Source organism: Knoellia subterranea KCTC 19937 (assembly GCF_000768685.1).
Classification (GTDB): domain Bacteria; phylum Actinomycetota; class Actinomycetes; order Actinomycetales; family Dermatophilaceae; genus Knoellia; species Knoellia subterranea.
The window spans coordinates 210,374-227,583 of sequence record NZ_AVPK01000005.1 but is presented as its reverse complement, the minus strand read 5'-3'; the positions used below and the strand labels follow the sequence as shown (position 1 = coordinate 227,583).

13 protein-coding genes are annotated in these 17,210 nt (G+C 66.8%); 8 read left to right on the top strand and 5 right to left on the bottom strand.

Annotated elements, in window-relative coordinates:
• Window positions 1-32: 32 nt before the first annotated feature.
• Window positions 33-1,334 (bottom strand): DUF6884 domain-containing protein, encoded by a 1,302-nt coding sequence (locus N803_RS10520; protein ID WP_211253496.1) that lies wholly within the window; start codon window positions 1,332-1,334, stop codon window positions 33-35.
• A gap of 265 nt (window positions 1,335-1,599) precedes the next feature.
• Here N803_RS10520 and N803_RS10515 point away from each other — a divergent pair, with 265 nt between their 5' ends.
• From N803_RS10515 to N803_RS10480, 8 genes are all read left to right on the top strand, one after another.
• A complete protein-coding gene (locus N803_RS10515) occupies window positions 1,600-2,424 on the top strand; it encodes a hypothetical protein (RefSeq protein WP_156969739.1) in 825 nt (274 codons plus the stop codon).
• A gap of 276 nt (window positions 2,425-2,700) precedes the next feature.
• Complete coding sequence (locus N803_RS10510; RefSeq protein ID WP_084764377.1) at window positions 2,701-8,151, top strand: DUF3320 domain-containing protein; 5,451 nt, start codon at window positions 2,701-2,703, stop codon at window positions 8,149-8,151.
• Between the two features lie 79 nt (window positions 8,152-8,230).
• Entirely contained in the window at window positions 8,231-9,022 is a 792-nt protein-coding gene (locus N803_RS10505; RefSeq protein ID WP_245617163.1) for an aminoglycoside phosphotransferase, read from the top strand.
• A 251-nt stretch (window positions 9,023-9,273) separates the two neighbouring features.
• The gene (locus N803_RS17965) at window positions 9,274-9,738 is read left to right on the top strand and encodes an MGMT family protein (RefSeq protein ID WP_084764375.1); all 465 of its coding nucleotides are present in this window, start codon (window positions 9,274-9,276) and stop codon (window positions 9,736-9,738) included.
• Between the two features lie 501 nt (window positions 9,739-10,239).
• The gene (locus tag N803_RS10495) at window positions 10,240-10,866 is read left to right on the top strand and encodes a pyridoxamine 5'-phosphate oxidase family protein (RefSeq protein ID WP_052112155.1); all 627 of its coding nucleotides are present in this window, start codon (window positions 10,240-10,242) and stop codon (window positions 10,864-10,866) included.
• Window positions 10,867-11,106: 240 nt separating this feature from the next.
• The gene (locus N803_RS10490) at window positions 11,107-11,427 is read left to right on the top strand and encodes a hypothetical protein (protein ID WP_245617195.1); all 321 of its coding nucleotides are present in this window, start codon (window positions 11,107-11,109) and stop codon (window positions 11,425-11,427) included.
• Window positions 11,424-12,185, top strand: a complete 762-nt coding sequence (locus N803_RS10485) for an SDR family NAD(P)-dependent oxidoreductase (RefSeq protein ID WP_035904913.1) — start codon at window positions 11,424-11,426, stop codon at window positions 12,183-12,185. The genes N803_RS10490 and N803_RS10485 overlap by 4 nt, the downstream gene beginning before the upstream one ends.
• Window positions 12,186-12,232: 47 nt before the next feature.
• A complete protein-coding gene (locus tag N803_RS10480) occupies window positions 12,233-12,940 on the top strand; it encodes a M50 family metallopeptidase (RefSeq protein ID WP_035904912.1) in 708 nt (235 codons plus the stop codon).
• A gap of 39 nt (window positions 12,941-12,979) precedes the next feature.
• Here the strand turns inward: N803_RS10480 and N803_RS10475 are convergent, their stop codons facing one another.
• From N803_RS10475 to N803_RS10465, 4 genes are all read right to left on the bottom strand, one after another.
• Entirely contained in the window at window positions 12,980-13,816 is an 837-nt protein-coding gene (locus tag N803_RS10475; RefSeq protein WP_245617162.1) for a DNA topoisomerase IB, read from the bottom strand.
• Window positions 13,708-13,974 carry a hypothetical protein gene (locus N803_RS18895; protein WP_245617197.1) on the bottom strand — a complete coding sequence of 89 codons (267 nt, stop codon included), beginning with the start codon at window positions 13,972-13,974 and terminating at the stop codon, window positions 13,708-13,710. Before N803_RS18895 ends, N803_RS10475 begins: the two co-directional genes overlap by 109 nt.
• A 129-nt stretch (window positions 13,975-14,103) precedes the next feature.
• Entirely contained in the window at window positions 14,104-16,317 is a 2,214-nt protein-coding gene (katG, locus tag N803_RS10470) for a catalase/peroxidase HPI (protein ID WP_035904910.1), read from the bottom strand.
• An 8-nt stretch (window positions 16,318-16,325) separates the two neighbouring features.
• Window positions 16,326-16,802 (bottom strand): Fur family transcriptional regulator, encoded by a 477-nt coding sequence (locus N803_RS10465; RefSeq protein WP_035904909.1) that lies wholly within the window; start codon window positions 16,800-16,802, stop codon window positions 16,326-16,328.
• Between the last annotated feature and the right edge of the window lie 408 nt (window positions 16,803-17,210).

The window sequence follows — 17,210 nt, the reverse complement described above, 5'->3', positions numbered from 1 at the left end:
AGAGAAAAGCGTCGGCCAGCGGCCGGCATACCTCATCCGTATTGCTTCCGGAGTTCGGAGAGACGAACTCGAAGGGGAGTCCGTGGCACCTTGGCGAGGTTGAGCGGCGGGTCGAGCTCACTGAGGATTACGGTTTCCAGCTCGTCGAGCGTGTCCGCGTCCGCTGTCGGCACGGTGATCACGCGGAGGTGGTCCAGCATCCAAGCGGTCAGCCGGATCTCGTCGATTGCTGCCACGCCGTCCGCGTGGGCGAGGATCGACCCCAAACTCCGGCGTAGCGTCGAAAACTGTTGCTTCTTGCCGAGGTGCATCGTCGCGATGCGGCCCCAGAGGGTGTTGGACGAAGGTGCACCGCTGCGGCGAGTAGCGCCCGCGAGGCCGGCATAGATGAGGCCCGGCTCGACGTGCTGCCCCAGGCCATGGCTCAGGTCGGTCGCTCCTTCAGCGTCGACGTACCAGGAGTACATTCCGGGCGCACGGATGCCTGCCCCTTTGCCGTCGAGGATCTCCCTGAGGGGCCTCGCCCTCGCCACATCTCGCAGCATGTCGGCATCGGGTTCCGCTTGAATACCGCGTCCGGTTGCTCGTTGGCTGTACCACGACAGCCGTTTGCCGAACTGGAGCCCTTGCAGGGGATCGATGATCACTGCACCTCGGCGAGACAAGGGCGCAGTGATCGACTCGACGTATGCCGCTCCTGCGTGGACTTCGATGACGACGTCGGCAAGCGGCCCCTCAGAAGCCTCGAGATCACGAACAACGTTCTCGGCCCACGCAATTCGGTACTCGCGCGAGGTGTCCGGAAGGTAGCGCTCGTAGGGTTCGACCCACTGATTTGGCGCGAGGAGCCCGTGCTCAGCCGAGAGAATGAACCACGGACGATGGCTGGCTTCGGCGTAGGCCCGCATCTTCAGGAAGTAGTCGGAGATGTATAGATCCTTGGCCGCGGCGCCCTGATCGAGCTTGCTTTTGACGCAGCCGATCAAGACGACGTCGGTGGGCCTGTCTACGTGCGAGGTCGGCACGTCGACGACCTTCTGGGCAACGCGCTCTGCAGATTGCCGGCGCACCAAGGGTCGTGATGCTTCCTGTGAGCCATTCCCGCCGCCGACGGTGAAGCCCAATCTCTGGAGCCAGAGTCGCGCCGACTGGGACTGGAAGCGCTGTCTGTCCGCGACGCCCGTCGCCAACGAGATGACCTGCTTCGGCGGCCACCGTGTCCCTTCAACCTCGACCCAGTACTGCTGGATCGGCTCCGGCGCGTGGCCCTGTAGCCGCAAATGGACCTGTTCACGGGTGAGTTCGAAGGACTCTCCGTCGAGGGTGAACCGCATGCTCCTTGATACCGCGCCACGCGACCGGCCGAGGGCGAATCTCGTATCGACCGGCTGGTTCCGGACCAGATGACCCCCGCCTCGGGTTTCCCGGGTGAATGTCGGTGCGGCGTCCTAGCCTTCGGACATGTGGGAAAGTCCGGAGTCGTGGTGGCGTCGCCTGAAGTTGGGACGTGAGGAGTTCCTCCAGCGCGCCTTGACGACGCTCGTGCTCGGTGGTGAGGCGCCTCCGTGGAACTCGCCCCGCGTGCCGAGCCCCGAAGGGATGCAGTTCCTGAAGTTGCTCGACACTCTGGCCCACGGCGACACCGCCGGAAGTGAACTCGAACCAGACTCGTTTGTCGACGAGTACCTGCTGCCGAAGGTCGAAAGCACAGCGGAGAACGGTTGGCCAGACTGGGCGGTTCTCTGGCCGCAGCGCGTGTGGGTCATCGAACTCAAGACCGAGGCGGGGAGCCATCGCCCGGCCCAGTTGCCGTACTACTCGCGACTCGCTGCGGCGGCGCACCCCCACCGGGCCATCGACCTGACCTACATCACGGGTCCACTGACGAAGCCCGCGCCTGAACTCGTCGCCGGCCAGCGCTACAGCCACCTCGTCTGGTCCGACGTTCTGCCGTTGGTTGAGACCGTATGGGGATCGGAGTCTCGGCCCGAAGTCGGCTCGTACGTGCAGGCCGTGGCGAATGTGGTCTCCAACCTGGCGAGGCTGCGGCCCATGGAGCAACGGCTCGCCCTAGTCGGGGAGGTTCCGGTTGACCCGGCAGGCGAGGCCGACGAAGTCACTCCCGAAACGTCGCGTTCGCAGCAGCAGGAACCCACTGACGACCTCCTTGCCCTGGCGCGAGCTACGGCATCAGACGGTCGTCAGCGAGGCGTGGGCGCCGCAAGTCCCGAGGATCTGACATCGCTGAAAGAAGCCGCACGATCCGCCATTAACGCGGTCGCCGTCGACGACCCGACTCGCTTCGTAATGCCCTGGGTGTGGGACGCGTCGAAGACCGGTGGCCGGGCACTCACAGCGGAAGGCACGGAGTTCGGATACGAGTTGCGCTTCTCCCGGTACAAGACGATCCAGATCAAGCCCTAACGCAAGTTGGCGCACCAAAGAGCGTGAGTCATTGCAAGTACATGGAGTTCAATCGGTGAAGCCAGCGCCGTAGGTCAATGGCCGATCCCGACGTCGTCCTCACCACCGGCACGAAAACCTTGGGACGATGACATCTGTAGACGGTTTCTCCCGGTAAGAGTGCACTCCTGACAACCGCACCCGCAGATCCCCTGCGATCGGTAATCTCGCCGATACGTAACGAGGCATTTGGAGGCGAATATCCAGATGCCAAGCTGTTGATGAGAGTGGTGGACGATGGGCGGGGATCAGGCTCACGCAGCGCGGCCAACGGCGGACGTGACCGAGGCACTTCGAGTGTGGCGAGATGGGCTGGTCAACCTCACCGGTACAAATCGAGCCTTGAACTTCAAGCATTCCAAGACCGGAACCGTGTCACTCACAGCCCCCGGGTTACATGACATCTACGACGGGTTGCGTCGTGGGGTTGAGTGGCAGTTCGAGGGAGAACCCGACCCCGACGACCCGATCAGTTATGAAGACGACGCCACGCAAAGCACGCAGGCGGGCGCACGGGCGCGACTGCACTGCCGAAAGCCCAACAAAGAGCTGGGATCAGCGCTGCGCAACCTCGCCCGTCGTGCCAACCAGGAATTCTTGGACCGCGGCCTCTCGGTGATGTACGTCGCCTTGGGAATGCTGCACTGGAAGGACGTCGACGACACCCAATACATGAGCCCCCTGCTGTTGGTGCCCGTTCAGTTCATCTCCATGGGGCGGAAGAACTCACCGCATCTCAGGGTGAACACCGATGACGACCCCACGATCAACCCCGCGCTTGCGTTGAGGCTGGTGGAGTTGGGCGTGACGCTGCCGACGGTTGACGACCTGACTGACCTGAGCGTCGAAGCAGTCCTGGCTCGCGTCCAGACAGCGGTCGCCGCCAAACGTGGTTGGACCGTGTCGGATGATGCGGTGCTGTCCGCGTTCTCCTTCATGAAGGAGGCTATGTACCGCGACCTCGTCGCCAACGAGGCCACCATCACCGCGCATCCTCTGGTGAACGCACTCGCGAACCAGGATCCGACGAGCCAGGACGGCTCGCTGCTGTTCGACGAGATCCAACCCGAGAACATCGACCGTGACGCGCCCCCGGAGAACACCCCGCTCGTCCTCGATGCGGACTCGTCGCAGCGCGCGTGCGTGGCCGCGGCAGTTGCCGGACGCAGTTTCGTCATGGACGGCCCTCCGGGAACAGGTAAGTCCCAGACGATCGCCAACATGATCGGCGCCCTCCTCCACGCTGGGAAGACGGTGCTCTTCGTGTCGGAAAAGGCTGCCGCCCTGGAGGTCGTCCGCAACCGCCTCGCGCACGTCGGGCTGGAGAACTACCTGCTCGAACTCCACAGTCACAAGGCCAGTCGCAAGGAGGTCGCTGCCCAGTTGGCCACTGCGCTCGACACGATCGCGGTGGCCCCACCCGGGATGGCCGTCATGGATCGCCGGCAGGCTGCAGAAAGGCGTGAGTCCCTCAACGCTTACGCAGCAGCGATGAACCGTGTACGCAGTCCCTTGGAGCAGTCGCTGCACCATGTGCTCGGCATGATCTCCCAGTACGACCACTTGCCAGCCGCACCCACCCCTGCAGCCCCGGGCGCGGAGCTGAGCCAAGAGTCGTTGGCCGAGATCGCCGACGCCGCTTCCCGGCTCCAGCGGGCGTGGCGACCCGCCACACAAGGAACGAGTTACCTATGGCGGCAGGTCATCGACCGCAGCCCGATGGACGCGCGCCTGTACTCGGCCGAGAACGGACTGGCTGAACTTTCAGGCACAACGGCGCATAACGCCAATGTCATGGACGCTTTCGCGCTGACGTCCCTGAACGACCTGCACGTTCTAGTGCGTCTGCTGGCCCTGATCGGGACCCGCCCGCCGGGCGTCCACAACGACTGGCTGACCACAGGCGACTTCTCCTCCGTTCAGCAGACGGCCGACGCAGTGCAGGCACATCTGGACACGATCCGAGCCGCGCATGATCATGTAGCCAAGGTCGCGGGTGTGACGTGGACCGATCTTCCCGACCCGGCCACCCTCCCGGCGCGACCGACGCTGACCGGTTTGAGCCCGGCCCCGCTCTCGCTGGACGACCTGAGCGCTGCGGACGCCCGCGAGATCGCCGACCGCTTCGAGCGGGATGCGACACTCCTGGAACAACGCCTGAACGCCGCCCTTGGTTTGGCCACTGCTCTGCGTCTGCCGGCGGTCAGCACGATCCAGGACATCGACACCCTGCTCGACCTCGCCGACGCCGCGTTCGTGCCGCACCGCCCCGAAAGGGCATGGCTCACTCCCGCTGGACTCGACCAGGCCCGCGGCGCAGCACAGATCCTGCATCGGCGCGTCACCGACCTCGCCAGCGCTGAAACCGCTGCGCGCCGCCTCTACACCGACGCTGCCCTCGCCCAGCCCCTAAGTGACCTGCACGAGCGGTTCACCAACGTCCACAAGGGCCTGCGAAAGCTCTTCGGCGACTACCGACGCGACAAGAAGGCCGTCGCAGCGTTCACCACCGAGATGGTCAGCCTCGAAGAGGCCATCCATGACCTCGGGTTGGCTGTCGCCTGGTCCGAGTCCCAAGCCGCATACGACATCGCGGACACGTCAATGGGTGCCATCCTCGGCCGGTATTGGAACGGCCGCGACACCGATTTCGACGCCATCGACCAAGCCCTCGCCGTCGCCGATGACGTCCTGCGCCGCACCCCCGAAACGCTCCTGCCTTCACTCACCGACCACGTCACGTCCACCCCGGAGCCCGCGCTCAAGGCGCTCATCGACCAGACCCGAGCCGACCTCTTTAGGTGGCGCATATCCCTGGCGCCCGCCCCCGCCAGAACCGCCAGACCGGACCTGCTCTTGGGGTCGCTCGAAGACGCGATCACCTGGCTGCGGACGCACCTGACACCGCTGCGTCAGACCGCCACGATCGCCCAAGCCGTCAGCGAGGCCACCGCCCGCGTGATTACCCTCTCCGAGGCCACCACGCTGCTTGCCGCCAGGCAAGGCGCTGTCGACGCGCACGCCGCACTGGACGGAGACGCGCCACGGTTCGAGGCGGTCCTGGGCCAAGCCCAGTACCGCGGCACCAGCACAGACACGACGGGCCTAGCTACCGCTCTCGCCTGGGCGCAAGGCGTGCGAATCGCCCGCCACGGCGTGGACACACCTTTGAACGCGGAACAGGTGAAAGCCTTGGAACTGGCTAGGCTCACCGACCACCTCCCGACCGCGCTGCAAAACTGGGAGTCGGCCGCCGCAGCCATCACCGCAGCGTTCCACGCGGACCGGCACACCGAACTCGCCCGAGAACTCGACGACCCCGATTCCGCCGCGAGCCTGCTCGCCGACTTCCGCTCGGACAGCACCGGCCAAGAGGAGTGGATCGCTTACACCCGGGCAACCGAGGACCTCGCCAGCCACGGCCTGATCGACGTTGTTCGATTCTGCACGGACACTCATGTCCCGGTCGAGGACGTCGGTCGGGTCATCCAACGAGCGGTGCTGCGTTCCTGGGCCGACGCCATCATGGCCGCCGACACCGACCTGCAGCCAGTGCGCGCAGAAGACCGCAGCGCCCTCATCGAACAATTCCGAGCTCTCGACCGGCAACTCATCCCGGCAGCCACCGGCGACATCATCCGCGCGGTCAACTCCCGCCGACCAGCCTCCACGGACGTCGGCGAACCTGCGCTGATACGCCGTGAAGGCGCCAAGAAGACCCGCCACCTGCCAGTGCGGGACCTCATCAGCAGGACCCGCACCACAACGCTGGCCATCAAGCCGTGCTTCATGATGTCCCCGCTCGCGGTGTCGCAGTATCTGCCTCCGGATATGAAGTTCGACGTGGTGATCTTCGACGAAGCCTCCCAGGTGACCCCGGGCGATGCCGTGAATTGCGTCTATAGGGGACGAGCGTTGATCACTGCGGGCGACGACAAGCAGTTGCCGCCCACTTCGTTTTTCGACCGAATGACCGACGACGAAGCAGAGATAGACACCGACGTCACGGACTTTCAATCCATCCTCGAGCTGTCCAAGGCCTCGGGAGCCTTCCGCAATCTGGGCTTGCGTTGGCACTACCGCTCCCGGCATGAGTCGCTCATCGCCTTCTCGAACCAGAACTTCTACGAGGGCAAACTCGTCACCTTCCCTGGATCGCACAGCGAGGGACCGGACGTCGGTGTCGAACTGTTCCATGTGCACGGCGAGTATCGGCGAGGAACCAGCCGCGACAACCCGATGGAGGCGGAGCACGTCGCGCGCCGGATCCTCCACCACTTCGACACCCGGCCGGACACGTCACTGGGCGTCGTCACCTTCTCCGTCGCGCAGGCCGACGCCATCCAGTCCGCCCTGGACCGGGTTATGGACGAACGCCCCGACCTTGCGGACCACCTCGACGGTGACCGCCTCCACGGCTTCTTCATCAAGAGCCTGGAGTCGGTCCAGGGCGATGAACGTGACGTGATGATCTTCTCCATCGGGTACGGGCCCGACGAACACGGCAAGGTCACCAGCAACTTCGGCGCCCTCAACAAGAGCAAGGGGTGGAAGCGCCTCAACGTCGCCATCACCCGCGCCCGCCAGCGCGTAGAGATCGTCACCTCAATCCGCGCCGGGGACATCCCCGACAGCACCAACGAGAGCGTGCGCCACCTCACCGGCTACCTCGACTTCGCTGAGAGGGGCATGAGCGCCCTCGCCCTCGACCTAGGCCCATCCGGTCTGGACACCGACAGCCCATTCGAGGACTCGGTCCTAGGTGCTATCCGCGCTATGGGCTTCACCGTCGAGCCCCAGGTCGGCGCTGCCGGGTACCGCATCGACATCGGCGTACGCCATCCCGCTCACCCCGGCGTGTACGCCATCGGGATCGAATGCGACGGGTACATGTACCACTCCTCGCCCGCCGCCCGAGATCGCGACCGCCTCCGACAGCAAGTCCTCGAAGGCCTCGGCTGGCGACTGCACCGCATCTGGGGAACCGCCTGGTATCGCGACCGCCCCACCGAGACCATTCGCCTGCAGGCCGCGATCGAGCTGGCGATCAATGCCCCTGTCACCGGGCGCCTCTCCGGCGTCGTGGACCACTTCGAACGCGCGGAAGTCGCCTTCGCCGAGGTCGACCGAACCGCACCCCCGGCATGGGTCACGCCCTACGTCGAAGCTGCAGTCCCGCGGCTGCCGCGATGGGCAGACCCGTCCGATCCCGGTGCACGATTCGACATGGTCGAAGGCATCGAGGTCCTCGCCCGCGAAGAAGGCCCCGTGCACATCGACGTAGTCCACCAGCGACTCAGAGACGCTTGGTACATCGGCCGAATTGGGCAACGCATCCGAGAGAACATCAACGCTGCCATCCGACAGGCCAACGTCACCTTCAACGATGAGTTCCTCGACATCCCGGGACGAAGCGACGCGACTGTGCGTGTACCCACCGACGACGGGGCGGGTCTTCGGACCGCGGGCCAGGTACCCGACATCGAGATACGCATTGCCGTAACGAACCTGCTCAAGGACGCCGGAACCGTCAGTTACGAAGACCTGATGACCGCAACCGCTCGAGTCTTCGGATGGAACCGCCGCGGTCAGGACATCACCAGTCGCTTGGACTGGGTTCTTCGGCGGATGCGCGAGAACGACACGATCAGCCTCGAAGGCGGCGCCGTGCGCCTCGTCGAGGACTGACGCCGTTGACTCAACGCCTGACGACGCGGCGCCTAACCCGTGTAACGCTCGCTCGACTCCCTGAGGAGTTCAATCGTTGATGCCGTCGACCGAGGTCTACGACCTATTCGCGGTGCCGCCTGAGCCGATCGCACTCGACGGCGGTCAGGGCCACAGTTTTCGCGCCGGCGACCTCGTCCTCTCGCCCGGACGGGATCGAGGACTGGCCCACTGGCTCAACCCGATCATCGCCCGACTTTCCGCCGTACTCGACCACGAACGCCCCCGCTCGATACGCCTCGCCATGCCGATCCCGACCCGCGAGCTCGAGTGGGTCGTGCAGGGCTGGGGCGCGACGAGGTACGAACCAGACACGCGCCTCTGCACCGACCTCGACGTCGTCCTCGCCACCGGGCGCCTGCTCCACGCCCGACTGGCAGCCAAGGTCGAGTCCCAGCCCAACGGCATACGCCACAACGAATCACGCTGGGCCACAGCGGAACTCGCCGCTTTCGGTGAGAGCCAGCCCACCGGCATACCCACGCCCATCGCGCCCCTCGTCGCCCAACTCCTGGCCGCACGCACAACCACACACGACCTCGGCCCCGACCAGCTCGTCCACGGCGACCTCGCCGGCAACGTCCTCCTCGACGGGGACGGCATCCCGTTCGTCATCGACGTCGCGCCGTACTGGCGGCCCGCCCTGTGGGCCGAGGCGGTCGCCACCCTCGACGCCGCCGTGAACTGGGGGACCGACCTCGCCGTCATGGACGCGTGGACGACGGGCGCGCCGCGGCAGGCGATGGTGCGCGCCGGCCTGTTCCGGCTCCTGAGCGACGAGGAACCCGACATCGACACCTACCGACGCGCCCTCGCGCCCGTCGTCGGCTGAGTGGGTATTACCCGAAAGTCGCTGACCTGCGGTTACGGCTGCGAGGGGCGGTGGCCCGCCACAGCAGCCAACCCGGTCAGGCACACGCGACGAGGCCACCGAAGTGGTCTCTCCAGGCGCGTCACGGCGCCCAGAAGGACGTGAGCACCCCCGTTCGCATGCCTGTCTCACTCAGGCTGCCCACGTCACCATCGCGGGCCGCCAGCCGCGAAATTGCTGCGGGCGCCACCCCAGACTGAGAGCATCGGTGCGTGACCAGCCTCAACTCCGAAGCCATCTATGCGGCGGTTCGTGACATCCCGGCAGGCACCGTGATCACCTACGGCGATCTTGCCGAGCGGGTGGGCCTCACTCGCAATCACGCGCGTGCGGTCGGCAATGTTCTCGGAAACCGACCCGACAACGATGCGTGGATGACTACCCCCGCCGAGGGCCATGACATTCCGTGGTGGCGGGTCGTGAAGGCCGATGGCACTTTGCTGGCCGATCAGGATGACAACACGCATCGGTGGGTTGATTGGGCCCGGGCCGTGCTGGTCAGCGAGGGCGTTGAGTTCACGGAGGATGGACGCGTGGCCAGCCTGGCATCTGGTAACCGACACCCAAGGGCCATTGGGGCGCGAACGTCCCAGTCGAGGCCGTACCGCGAGCCCGCCCCGTGCTGGAGGCACGAAACGATTCAGCACTCTTGCCGAGACTGCGCACCCGGCCGCTAGACATCGGTCACGTCCTCGAACAGGGCCCGACCCAAGGTTCTTCCGCGAGCGGGTTGGCACCGATCGACGGAGCGATTGCTGCAGGCTTCGCTCACGATCACCACAAGAGGGAGGCGCACATCCGCCAACGTGTCGGAGGTGATCGGCCTGAGCACCTGACGGATGGCCGGCGGCACCGGGGCCAGTTCCGGATCGAGTGGCGGAACGACGGCAGTGGTCGTGGGTTCTGTGGTTGGAGCGGTCATCCTGAGCCTCCTTGCTCAATGGTGGTCGCACCAGTTTCGGAGCGTCAACGATCCCGCAATACCCGTCGGGGGACGGGAGTTCGCCGGGTTTCACCCGCCATCTGGCGGGGCACGAAGGTGCGCCACGGTGCAACGCGCGCACCCGGCATACCGAATCGTTTGTGACCAGCCCGGCGTAGGGATGCGCACCCGGCACGTCCGGCACTTCCGCGCCCTCCACGAGCGGTGCCATGCTCGATCCGGAGAGGCAACGACCATGGACTTCACCAAGTCTCACCGCGTGCTGCAGGACCGGTTCGACACCCGGCGGCTCGCCGATCGCCTCGCGAGTGTCGCGGGCGACGACGTCTCGTCGTACCGCGCCTTCATCGAGGCGCGCGACATGTTCTTCCTGGCCACCGCCGACGCGAACGGGCAGCCGCAGTGCTCCCACAAGGGCGGCGACCCCGGGTTCGTCCGGGTCGTCGACGCGCACACGATCGCGTTCCCGAGCTACGACGGCAACGGCATGTTCCTCAGCACGGGCAACATCACCGAGAACGCCGCCGTCGGACTCCTCTTCATCGACTGGTCCACCGGGTCTCGCCTGCGCCTCACCGGCTCGGCGTCGATCGACGCCGACGACCCACTGATGAGTGTGTATGCCGGTGCCACGCTTGTCGTGCGTATCCGCCTCTCTGCGGTGTTCCCCAACTGCCGTCGATATGTCCACACGCACGGTGAGGACGGGCGGACGCGTCGGTCGGTGTTCGTGCCGGTCGAGGGCGAGACGCCGCCGGTGCCGGACTGGAAGCGTGACGAATGGTTCGACGGCACCCTCGCCGCCGGCGACCCCGCGCTCGACCCGACTCGTCCGAGCGCGCCGTCGATCCCGAGGTTCTGACACGACCGTCGGCGGGACCCTCGGGGACTCACGAATTGACGTGTCTTTGCTGCACCTGGCGCAGCAAAGACACGTCATTTCCAGCAGACAGTGGAGACCTTCCTCTCCCGGGCTGAATGGCCCCGTCAGCTCCATCAGCCGGGACCTTCGACCCTGCCCCTCCGCGCGCGGGAACCCAAGACTGGGTGAAGACCCGGCGGACGAAGCCGGAGAGACGGCCCGAGGCGGGTGGTGATTCCGATGATGGACTCGCGGCCGGGGCGACTGGCCCCGGTGCTGGGGCTCGGGCTCGTAACACTGCTCATGGCCGGCTGTGCAGCGGCGGCGAACGACGCCGTCGGCACCGGTGCCCAGAGCGGGTTCTGGTTCGGCCTGTGGCACGGGGCGATCTCGCCGATCACCTTCATCGTGTCGCTGTTCAACGACGACGTGGCCATCTACGAGGTACACAACTCCGGCCACTGGTACGACTTCGGGTTCCTGCTCGGAGCCTCCGTCGCCTTTTCCGGGGCTGCCCGCACGGGCCGCCCCACCCCACGAGAATCGAGGAAGCGCAGATGAACACCTACGGCTTGGGCGGCAAGGTCGCCGTCATCACCGGTGGAGCGTCTGGGATCGGTCGGGCCTGCGCCCACGTCCTCGCCCGCTCCGGCGCCGACATCTCCATCTGGGACCGGGACCAGGGTGCGATCGACACCGTGCTCACGGAGCTCGAGGACTTCGGCTACCGCACGCACGGCGCGGTCGTGGACGTCACGGACTCGGCGGCGGTCGACCGGGCGATGGACGAGGTCGTCGACGTCCTCGGTCACGTCAGCGTCGTCGTGGCCAACGCCGGTATCGGTGGTGAGGCGTCGAACAGCGGCGACTACACAGACGACGGCTGGCACCAGGTGATCCGGGTCAACCTCGACGGGGTCTTCTACACCCAGCGCGCGGCCATCCGAGCCATGAAGGCCTCGGGTCGCGGTGGGTCGATCATCAACATGGCCTCGATCCTGGGAGCCGTGGGCTTCGCCACCGCCCCGGCCTACACCGCCGCGAAGCACGGTGTCGTGGGCCTGACCCAAGTGGCGGCGTGGGAGCACGCTGCCGATGGCATCCGCGTCAACGCCGTCGGCCCCGGCTTCATCCGCACCCCGCTCATCGATGCCGGCCTGACCGACGAGGCCAGGACGTTCCTCGAGACCCAGCATGCTCTCCAGCGCCTCGGCGAACCCGAGGAAGTGGCCGAGCTCGTTGCCTGGCTCGCCAGCGATGGGTCGTCCTTCGCGACCGGCGCCTACTACCCCATCGACGGCGGCTATCTCGCCCGCTGACGGCCTCCGCCCCAACTCCACAGCGCCACCGGCTACGGTCAGCGCCCATGGACCTCGGCCCCGAACTCACGTCGCGGCTCGCGGCCGCCCCGCCCGGCCTCCACCTCACCGCCCTCACCCTCGCCGTCGTCGGCGGACTCGCCGTGGTCCTCGTGCCGCAGCTCTGGCAGGCCCTGCGCATCGCCGTCACCCTCGTCCACGAACTCGGCCACGCCATCGTCGGCGTCGCGTTCGGTCGCCGCTTCACCGGCTTCGTCGTCCGCGGCGACATGTCCGGCCACGCCGTCACCGTCGGCCCGGCCCGCGGCCTCGGCCGCATCGCCACGACCTGGGCGGGCTATCCGATGCCAGGGATCGTCGGCCTCCTTGCCGTGTGGTCCGCGACGTCTGGGTATGCCGCCCGCCTGCTCTTCGCGTCCGCCCTCACCTTGTGCATCGTGTTCGTTTTCCTACGCTCCGCCGGGACGCTCTTCACGGTGGCGCTGGCCGCGGCCGGCCTCGGCGCGCTCTGGTGGTGGGCGACCCCCGAGACGCAGGCACTCGTGCTCCTCGCCGTCGGTCTCGTCCTGCTCATCGGAGCCTGGCGCCACCTCGGCGCCCTCACCTCGCGCCACGGACGCGCGGACCGCGGAAGTGACGCCAACGTGCTGAGGCAACTCACCGGCATACCGGCGCTTGTGTGGATCGTGTCGTTCGCCGCCGTCCTGGCGGGCTGCACCTGGGAGGCAACCCTCCTCCTCTTCGCCCTCGTCTGACCTCACAACGAGTTATTGCGCTGCTGGGACCGAGCCAGATCAACCAAGAAGTGCCCGGACCGCCCTCTCAAGACCCGCCTGGCGGGCGAGAGGGTCACGTCCCTTGGCCGTGGGGATGCTGATCGTCTCGCCGCTCTCGTAGTGGTCGATGACGCGTGGGTCAACGTATGAGTTCTTCGCGATCGTCGGGGTGTTCCCGAGGTAGTCGGCGACCTGCTCGATCGCGTCCTTGACCGCGCGGCGTCGGGATGCCTGCGTGTCCCCGGGCTCCGGTGAACTCGCGAGCGCGGCAGCGGCGTGCACTGTCGCGTGCCACGTTCGGAAGTCCTTGGCGGTGATCTCGCCGTCGAAGACGTCGGCGAGGTAGGCGTTGACGTCGGAGGCTTCGAGATCGCGCCAGCGCGTGCCGTCGCGGTGGGCAAGCACCCGGTCGGAGGTGGTTCGACGACGGCGCATCACGGCCAGTGCAGCGATGACGTCCTTGTCGTGGATCGTCACCTGCTGGTCGATCCCGCCCTTGCCCTCGAAGTGGAAGCGCAACTCGGAACCGGCCTTGCGCACGTGCTTGCGCTCGAGTGTCGTCAAACCGAAGGAGCCGTTGGCGTCGGTATAGACGTCATTGCCGATCCTGAAATAGCCAAGATCGAGGAGGCGCACGGCCACAGCGGCAGCCCGCTCGATCGGCATGTCGTCTCTGTGAAGGTCGCGGGTCACGCGGCGGCGAACGCGCGGGAATTGCGCGGCTGCCTCGAGTATGCGGTCGAACTTCAGCTCGTCCCGCTTGGCACGCCAGTCGGGGTGATAGAGGTACTGGCGTCGCCCGGCGTCGTCGGTGCCAACGGCCTGGGGTGACCGTTGCCAACAGGGCAGATCCAAACGTCCTCCCACGCCGGCGGGATCGCGAGGGAACGGATCCGCTCCACCTCACGTGTGGGGAGGCGCTTGCCCGCATCGTCGAGATAGGTGAAGCCCTTGCCTGCGCGGCGGCGCGTCCAACCGCGGCTCTTGGGCGAGACCGTGCGTAGTCGGGTCATGTCGACCACTGTCCACCACGCGCAACGCCTCACGACCCCAGAACGACGTATTGCCCTGTTGGGACCGTTTGTGCGGGCGGTACCGCCCGCACATCGGGTCCCAACAGGGCAATAAGTCGAAGCTGACTACTACTTCTTGACGTCGTAGCGGTCGAGGTCCATGACCTTGGCCCACGCGGCGACGAAGTCGTGGACGAACTTCTCGCCCGCGTCATCGGCGCCATAGACCTCGGCGACGGTGCGCAGCTCGGAGTTCGAGCCGAAGACGAGGTCGGCGCGCGTGCCGGTCCACTCCTGGCCCTTGCCGCCGCGACCCGTGTAGGTGTTGTCGCCGGCCGACTCCCACACCGTGTCGAGGTCGAGCAGGTTGACGAAGAAGTCGTTGCTCAGCGTGCCGACGCGGTCGGTGAGGACACCGTCCGTGGAGCCCGCGACGTTGGCACCGAGAACGCGCAGACCACCGACGAGGACGGTGAGCTCCGGCGCCGAGAGGCCGAGGAGGTTGGCCTTGTCGAGCAGGGCGTACTCCGCCGGGAGCTTGGCGTCGGCGCGACCGAAGTTGCGGAAGCCGTCAGCCTTGGGCTCGAGCCAGGCGAACGACTCGACGTCGGTCTGCTCCTGGGTGGCGTCACCGCGACCCGGGGTGAAGGGCACCTCGACCTCGACACCGGCGGCGCGAGCGGCCTGCTCGACACCGACGTTGCCGGCGAGCACGACGACGTCCGCGAAGGACACGTTGTGGTCAGCGGCGATCGCCTCGAGCTTGTCGAGGACGGGAGCGAGCTCGGCCGGCTCGTTGACCTCCCACGAACGCTGCGGCTCGAGGCGGAGGCGGCCACCGTTGGCGCCACCACGCTTGTCCGACGTGCGGTGCGTCGACGCGGCGGCCCACGCCGTCTTGACCAGCTGCGACACCGTGAGACCGGAGTCCGCGAGCGCCGCCTTGGCACCGGCGATGTCCTCGGCCGACGTGCCGAGCTCGTTGGCGGGGATCGGGTCCTGCCAGAGGAGCTCCTCCTGCGGAACCTCCGGGCCGAGGTAGCGGTCGACCGGACCCATGTCGCGGTGCGTCAGCTTGTACCAGGCCCGGGCGAACGCGTCGGCGAACTCCTCCGGGTTGTCGTGGAAGCGCTTGGAGATCGGCCCGTAGATCGGGTCGAAGCGCAGCGCCAGGTCGGACGTGAGCATGCGCGGCTCGCGCTTGCCGTCACCGAACGCCTCGGGCACGAGGCCGTCGCCGGCACCGTTCTTCGGCTTCCACTGCTGCGCGCCGGCGGGGGAATGCGTCAGCTCCCACTCGTAGGCGAAGAGGATGTGGAAGAACTCGTTGTCCCAACGGGTCGGGTGGTAGGTCCACGTCACCTCGAGGCCGGACGTGATGGCGTCCGCGCCCGAGCCGGAGCCGTGCGACGACTTCCAGCCGAGACCCATCTGCTCGAGGGGAGCACCCTCGGGCTCGGGGCCGATGTGCGGCTCGGGGTCGGCAGCACCGTGGGTCTTGCCGAACGTGTGACCACCGGCGATGAGGGCGACGGTCTCCTCGTCGTCCATGGCCATGCGCTTGAACGTCTCGCGGATGTCGATGGCCGACAGCAGCGGGTCGGGGTTGGCGTTCGGGCCCTCCGGGTTGACGTAGATCAGACCCATCTGGACCGCGGCGAGGTTGTTGTCGAGGTCGCGCTCACCGGAGTAGCGCTCGTCGCCGAGCCACTCGGTCTCGGGGCCCCAGTACACGTCGTCGTCCGGCTCCCACGCGTCGACGCGGCCACCGGCGAAGCCGAAGGTTGTGAAGCCCATCGTCTCGAGCGCGACGTTGCCGGCGAGGATCATGAGGTCGCCCCAGGACAGGGACGCGCCGTACTTCTTCTTGACCGGCCACAGCAGACGGCGGGCCTTGTCGAGGCTCGCGTTGTCGGGCCACGAGTTGATCGGGGCGAACCGCTGCTGGCCGGTGCCCGCACCGCCGCGACCGTCCTGGACGCGGTAGGTGCCTGCGCTGTGCCACGCCATGCGGATCATGAACGGGCCGTAGTTGCCGAAGTCGGCCGGCCACCAGTCCTTGGAGTCCGTGAGCAGGGTCGCGATGTCGCTCTTCACGGCCGCGAGGTCGAGGCTGTTGAACGCCTCGGCGTAGTCGAAGTCGCCACCGAGCGGGTTCGTCACCGGCTGGTTCTTGGCGAGGATCTTGAGGTTGAGCCGCTCCGGCCACCAGCGGCGGTTCGCGTCACCACCCGTGGGGTGGGCCGCCGGCCCGTGGACGACAGGGCACTTGCCAGCAGCCTCGGGCTGCTCGTTCATCTCCCGGACCTGGGCCTCATCGGGCTTGTTGTCGCTGACGGTCATCGTCGTCCCTACTCCTTGATCGTTGCGGTATTGGTTGGCTGTGAAGTGGTGAGTTCGGCTGTGGCAGAGGCCTTTTCGCGCTGGCAATCGGCGCAGAGCCCCCAATAGATGACCTCTGCCTCATCGACCGCGAAGTTGTCCGCGCCCGACGCGTGCAGGCAGGGAGCCTCGCCGGTCGCGCAGGCGACATCGACGATCGAGCCGCACGAACGGCATACGGCGTGGTGGTGGTTGTCGCCGCGGCGCAGCTCGTAGCGCGCGACCGAGCCCATCGGCTGGATCCGGCGGACGAGGCCCGCGTCGGTGAGCGCCGCGAGGCAGTCGTAGACCGCCTGATGAGAAACCTGGGTATGCCGTCCGCGCACCTTCTCGATCACCGTTCCGGTGTCGGCGTGCGGGCTGTCATGCAGGGCGTGGAGGACGGCGACGCGAGGGCGGGTGACGCGCAGGTGTGCCCCACGCAGCAGCTCCTCGACGTCGACCATCACGGCATCCAGCCAACTCCCTTTTCTGGAATCTGTCAAGAAAACACCGAGCGACTTTCCCGCCTGAAGTGGGTTTCTCTCACTTCGCTTGACCGCCGCGATCAAGCGAAGTGAGAACTCTGTGCGCCGCGCGCCCACTACCCCCCGCGGCGCCCTCGACTTCTTGCCCCGTTGGGACACGATCACCCGCCCGGACATAGGTGAAGGGCCCTCGGAAGTATGAGTTCCAAGGGCCCTTCGGGGTGATCGGTCGTGGTGACGCTCCCGATCGACTGCTCTTCCGTTCAGGTCCCGAGTGCCACGTCACCTGGCTCTCGCAGTGGGCGAACCCACTGTGTGGACCTTCTCTTCCGAGCTGTCCCGCTCTCCCCGGGGGGAGTGCGTAAGAGATTTCTACGCCCGAATTGC

Excerpts from the sequence above, each read along its gene's own strand:
- N803_RS10520 (WP_211253496.1), bottom strand. The coding sequence starts at position 1,334 with ATGCGGTTCACCCTCGACGGAGAGTCCTTCGAACTCACCCGTGAACAG.
- N803_RS10515 (WP_156969739.1), top strand. The coding sequence starts at position 1,600 with ATGCAGTTCCTGAAGTTGCTCGACACTCTGGCCCACGGCGACACCGCC.
- N803_RS10510 (WP_084764377.1), top strand. The coding sequence starts at position 2,701 with ATGGGCGGGGATCAGGCTCACGCAGCGCGGCCAACGGCGGACGTGACC.
- N803_RS10505 (WP_245617163.1), top strand. The coding sequence starts at position 8,231 with ATGCCGTCGACCGAGGTCTACGACCTATTCGCGGTGCCGCCTGAGCCG.
- N803_RS10495 (WP_052112155.1), top strand. The coding sequence starts at position 10,240 with ATGGACTTCACCAAGTCTCACCGCGTGCTGCAGGACCGGTTCGACACC.
- N803_RS10490 (WP_245617195.1), top strand. The coding sequence starts at position 11,107 with ATGATGGACTCGCGGCCGGGGCGACTGGCCCCGGTGCTGGGGCTCGGG.
- N803_RS10485 (WP_035904913.1), top strand. The coding sequence starts at position 11,424 with ATGAACACCTACGGCTTGGGCGGCAAGGTCGCCGTCATCACCGGTGGA.
- N803_RS10480 (WP_035904912.1), top strand. The coding sequence starts at position 12,233 with ATGGACCTCGGCCCCGAACTCACGTCGCGGCTCGCGGCCGCCCCGCCC.
- N803_RS18895 (WP_245617197.1), bottom strand. The coding sequence starts at position 13,974 with ATGACCCGACTACGCACGGTCTCGCCCAAGAGCCGCGGTTGGACGCGC.
- katG (WP_035904910.1), bottom strand. The coding sequence starts at position 16,317 with ATGACCGTCAGCGACAACAAGCCCGATGAGGCCCAGGTCCGGGAGATG.
- N803_RS10465 (WP_035904909.1), bottom strand. The coding sequence starts at position 16,802 with ATGGTCGACGTCGAGGAGCTGCTGCGTGGGGCACACCTGCGCGTCACC.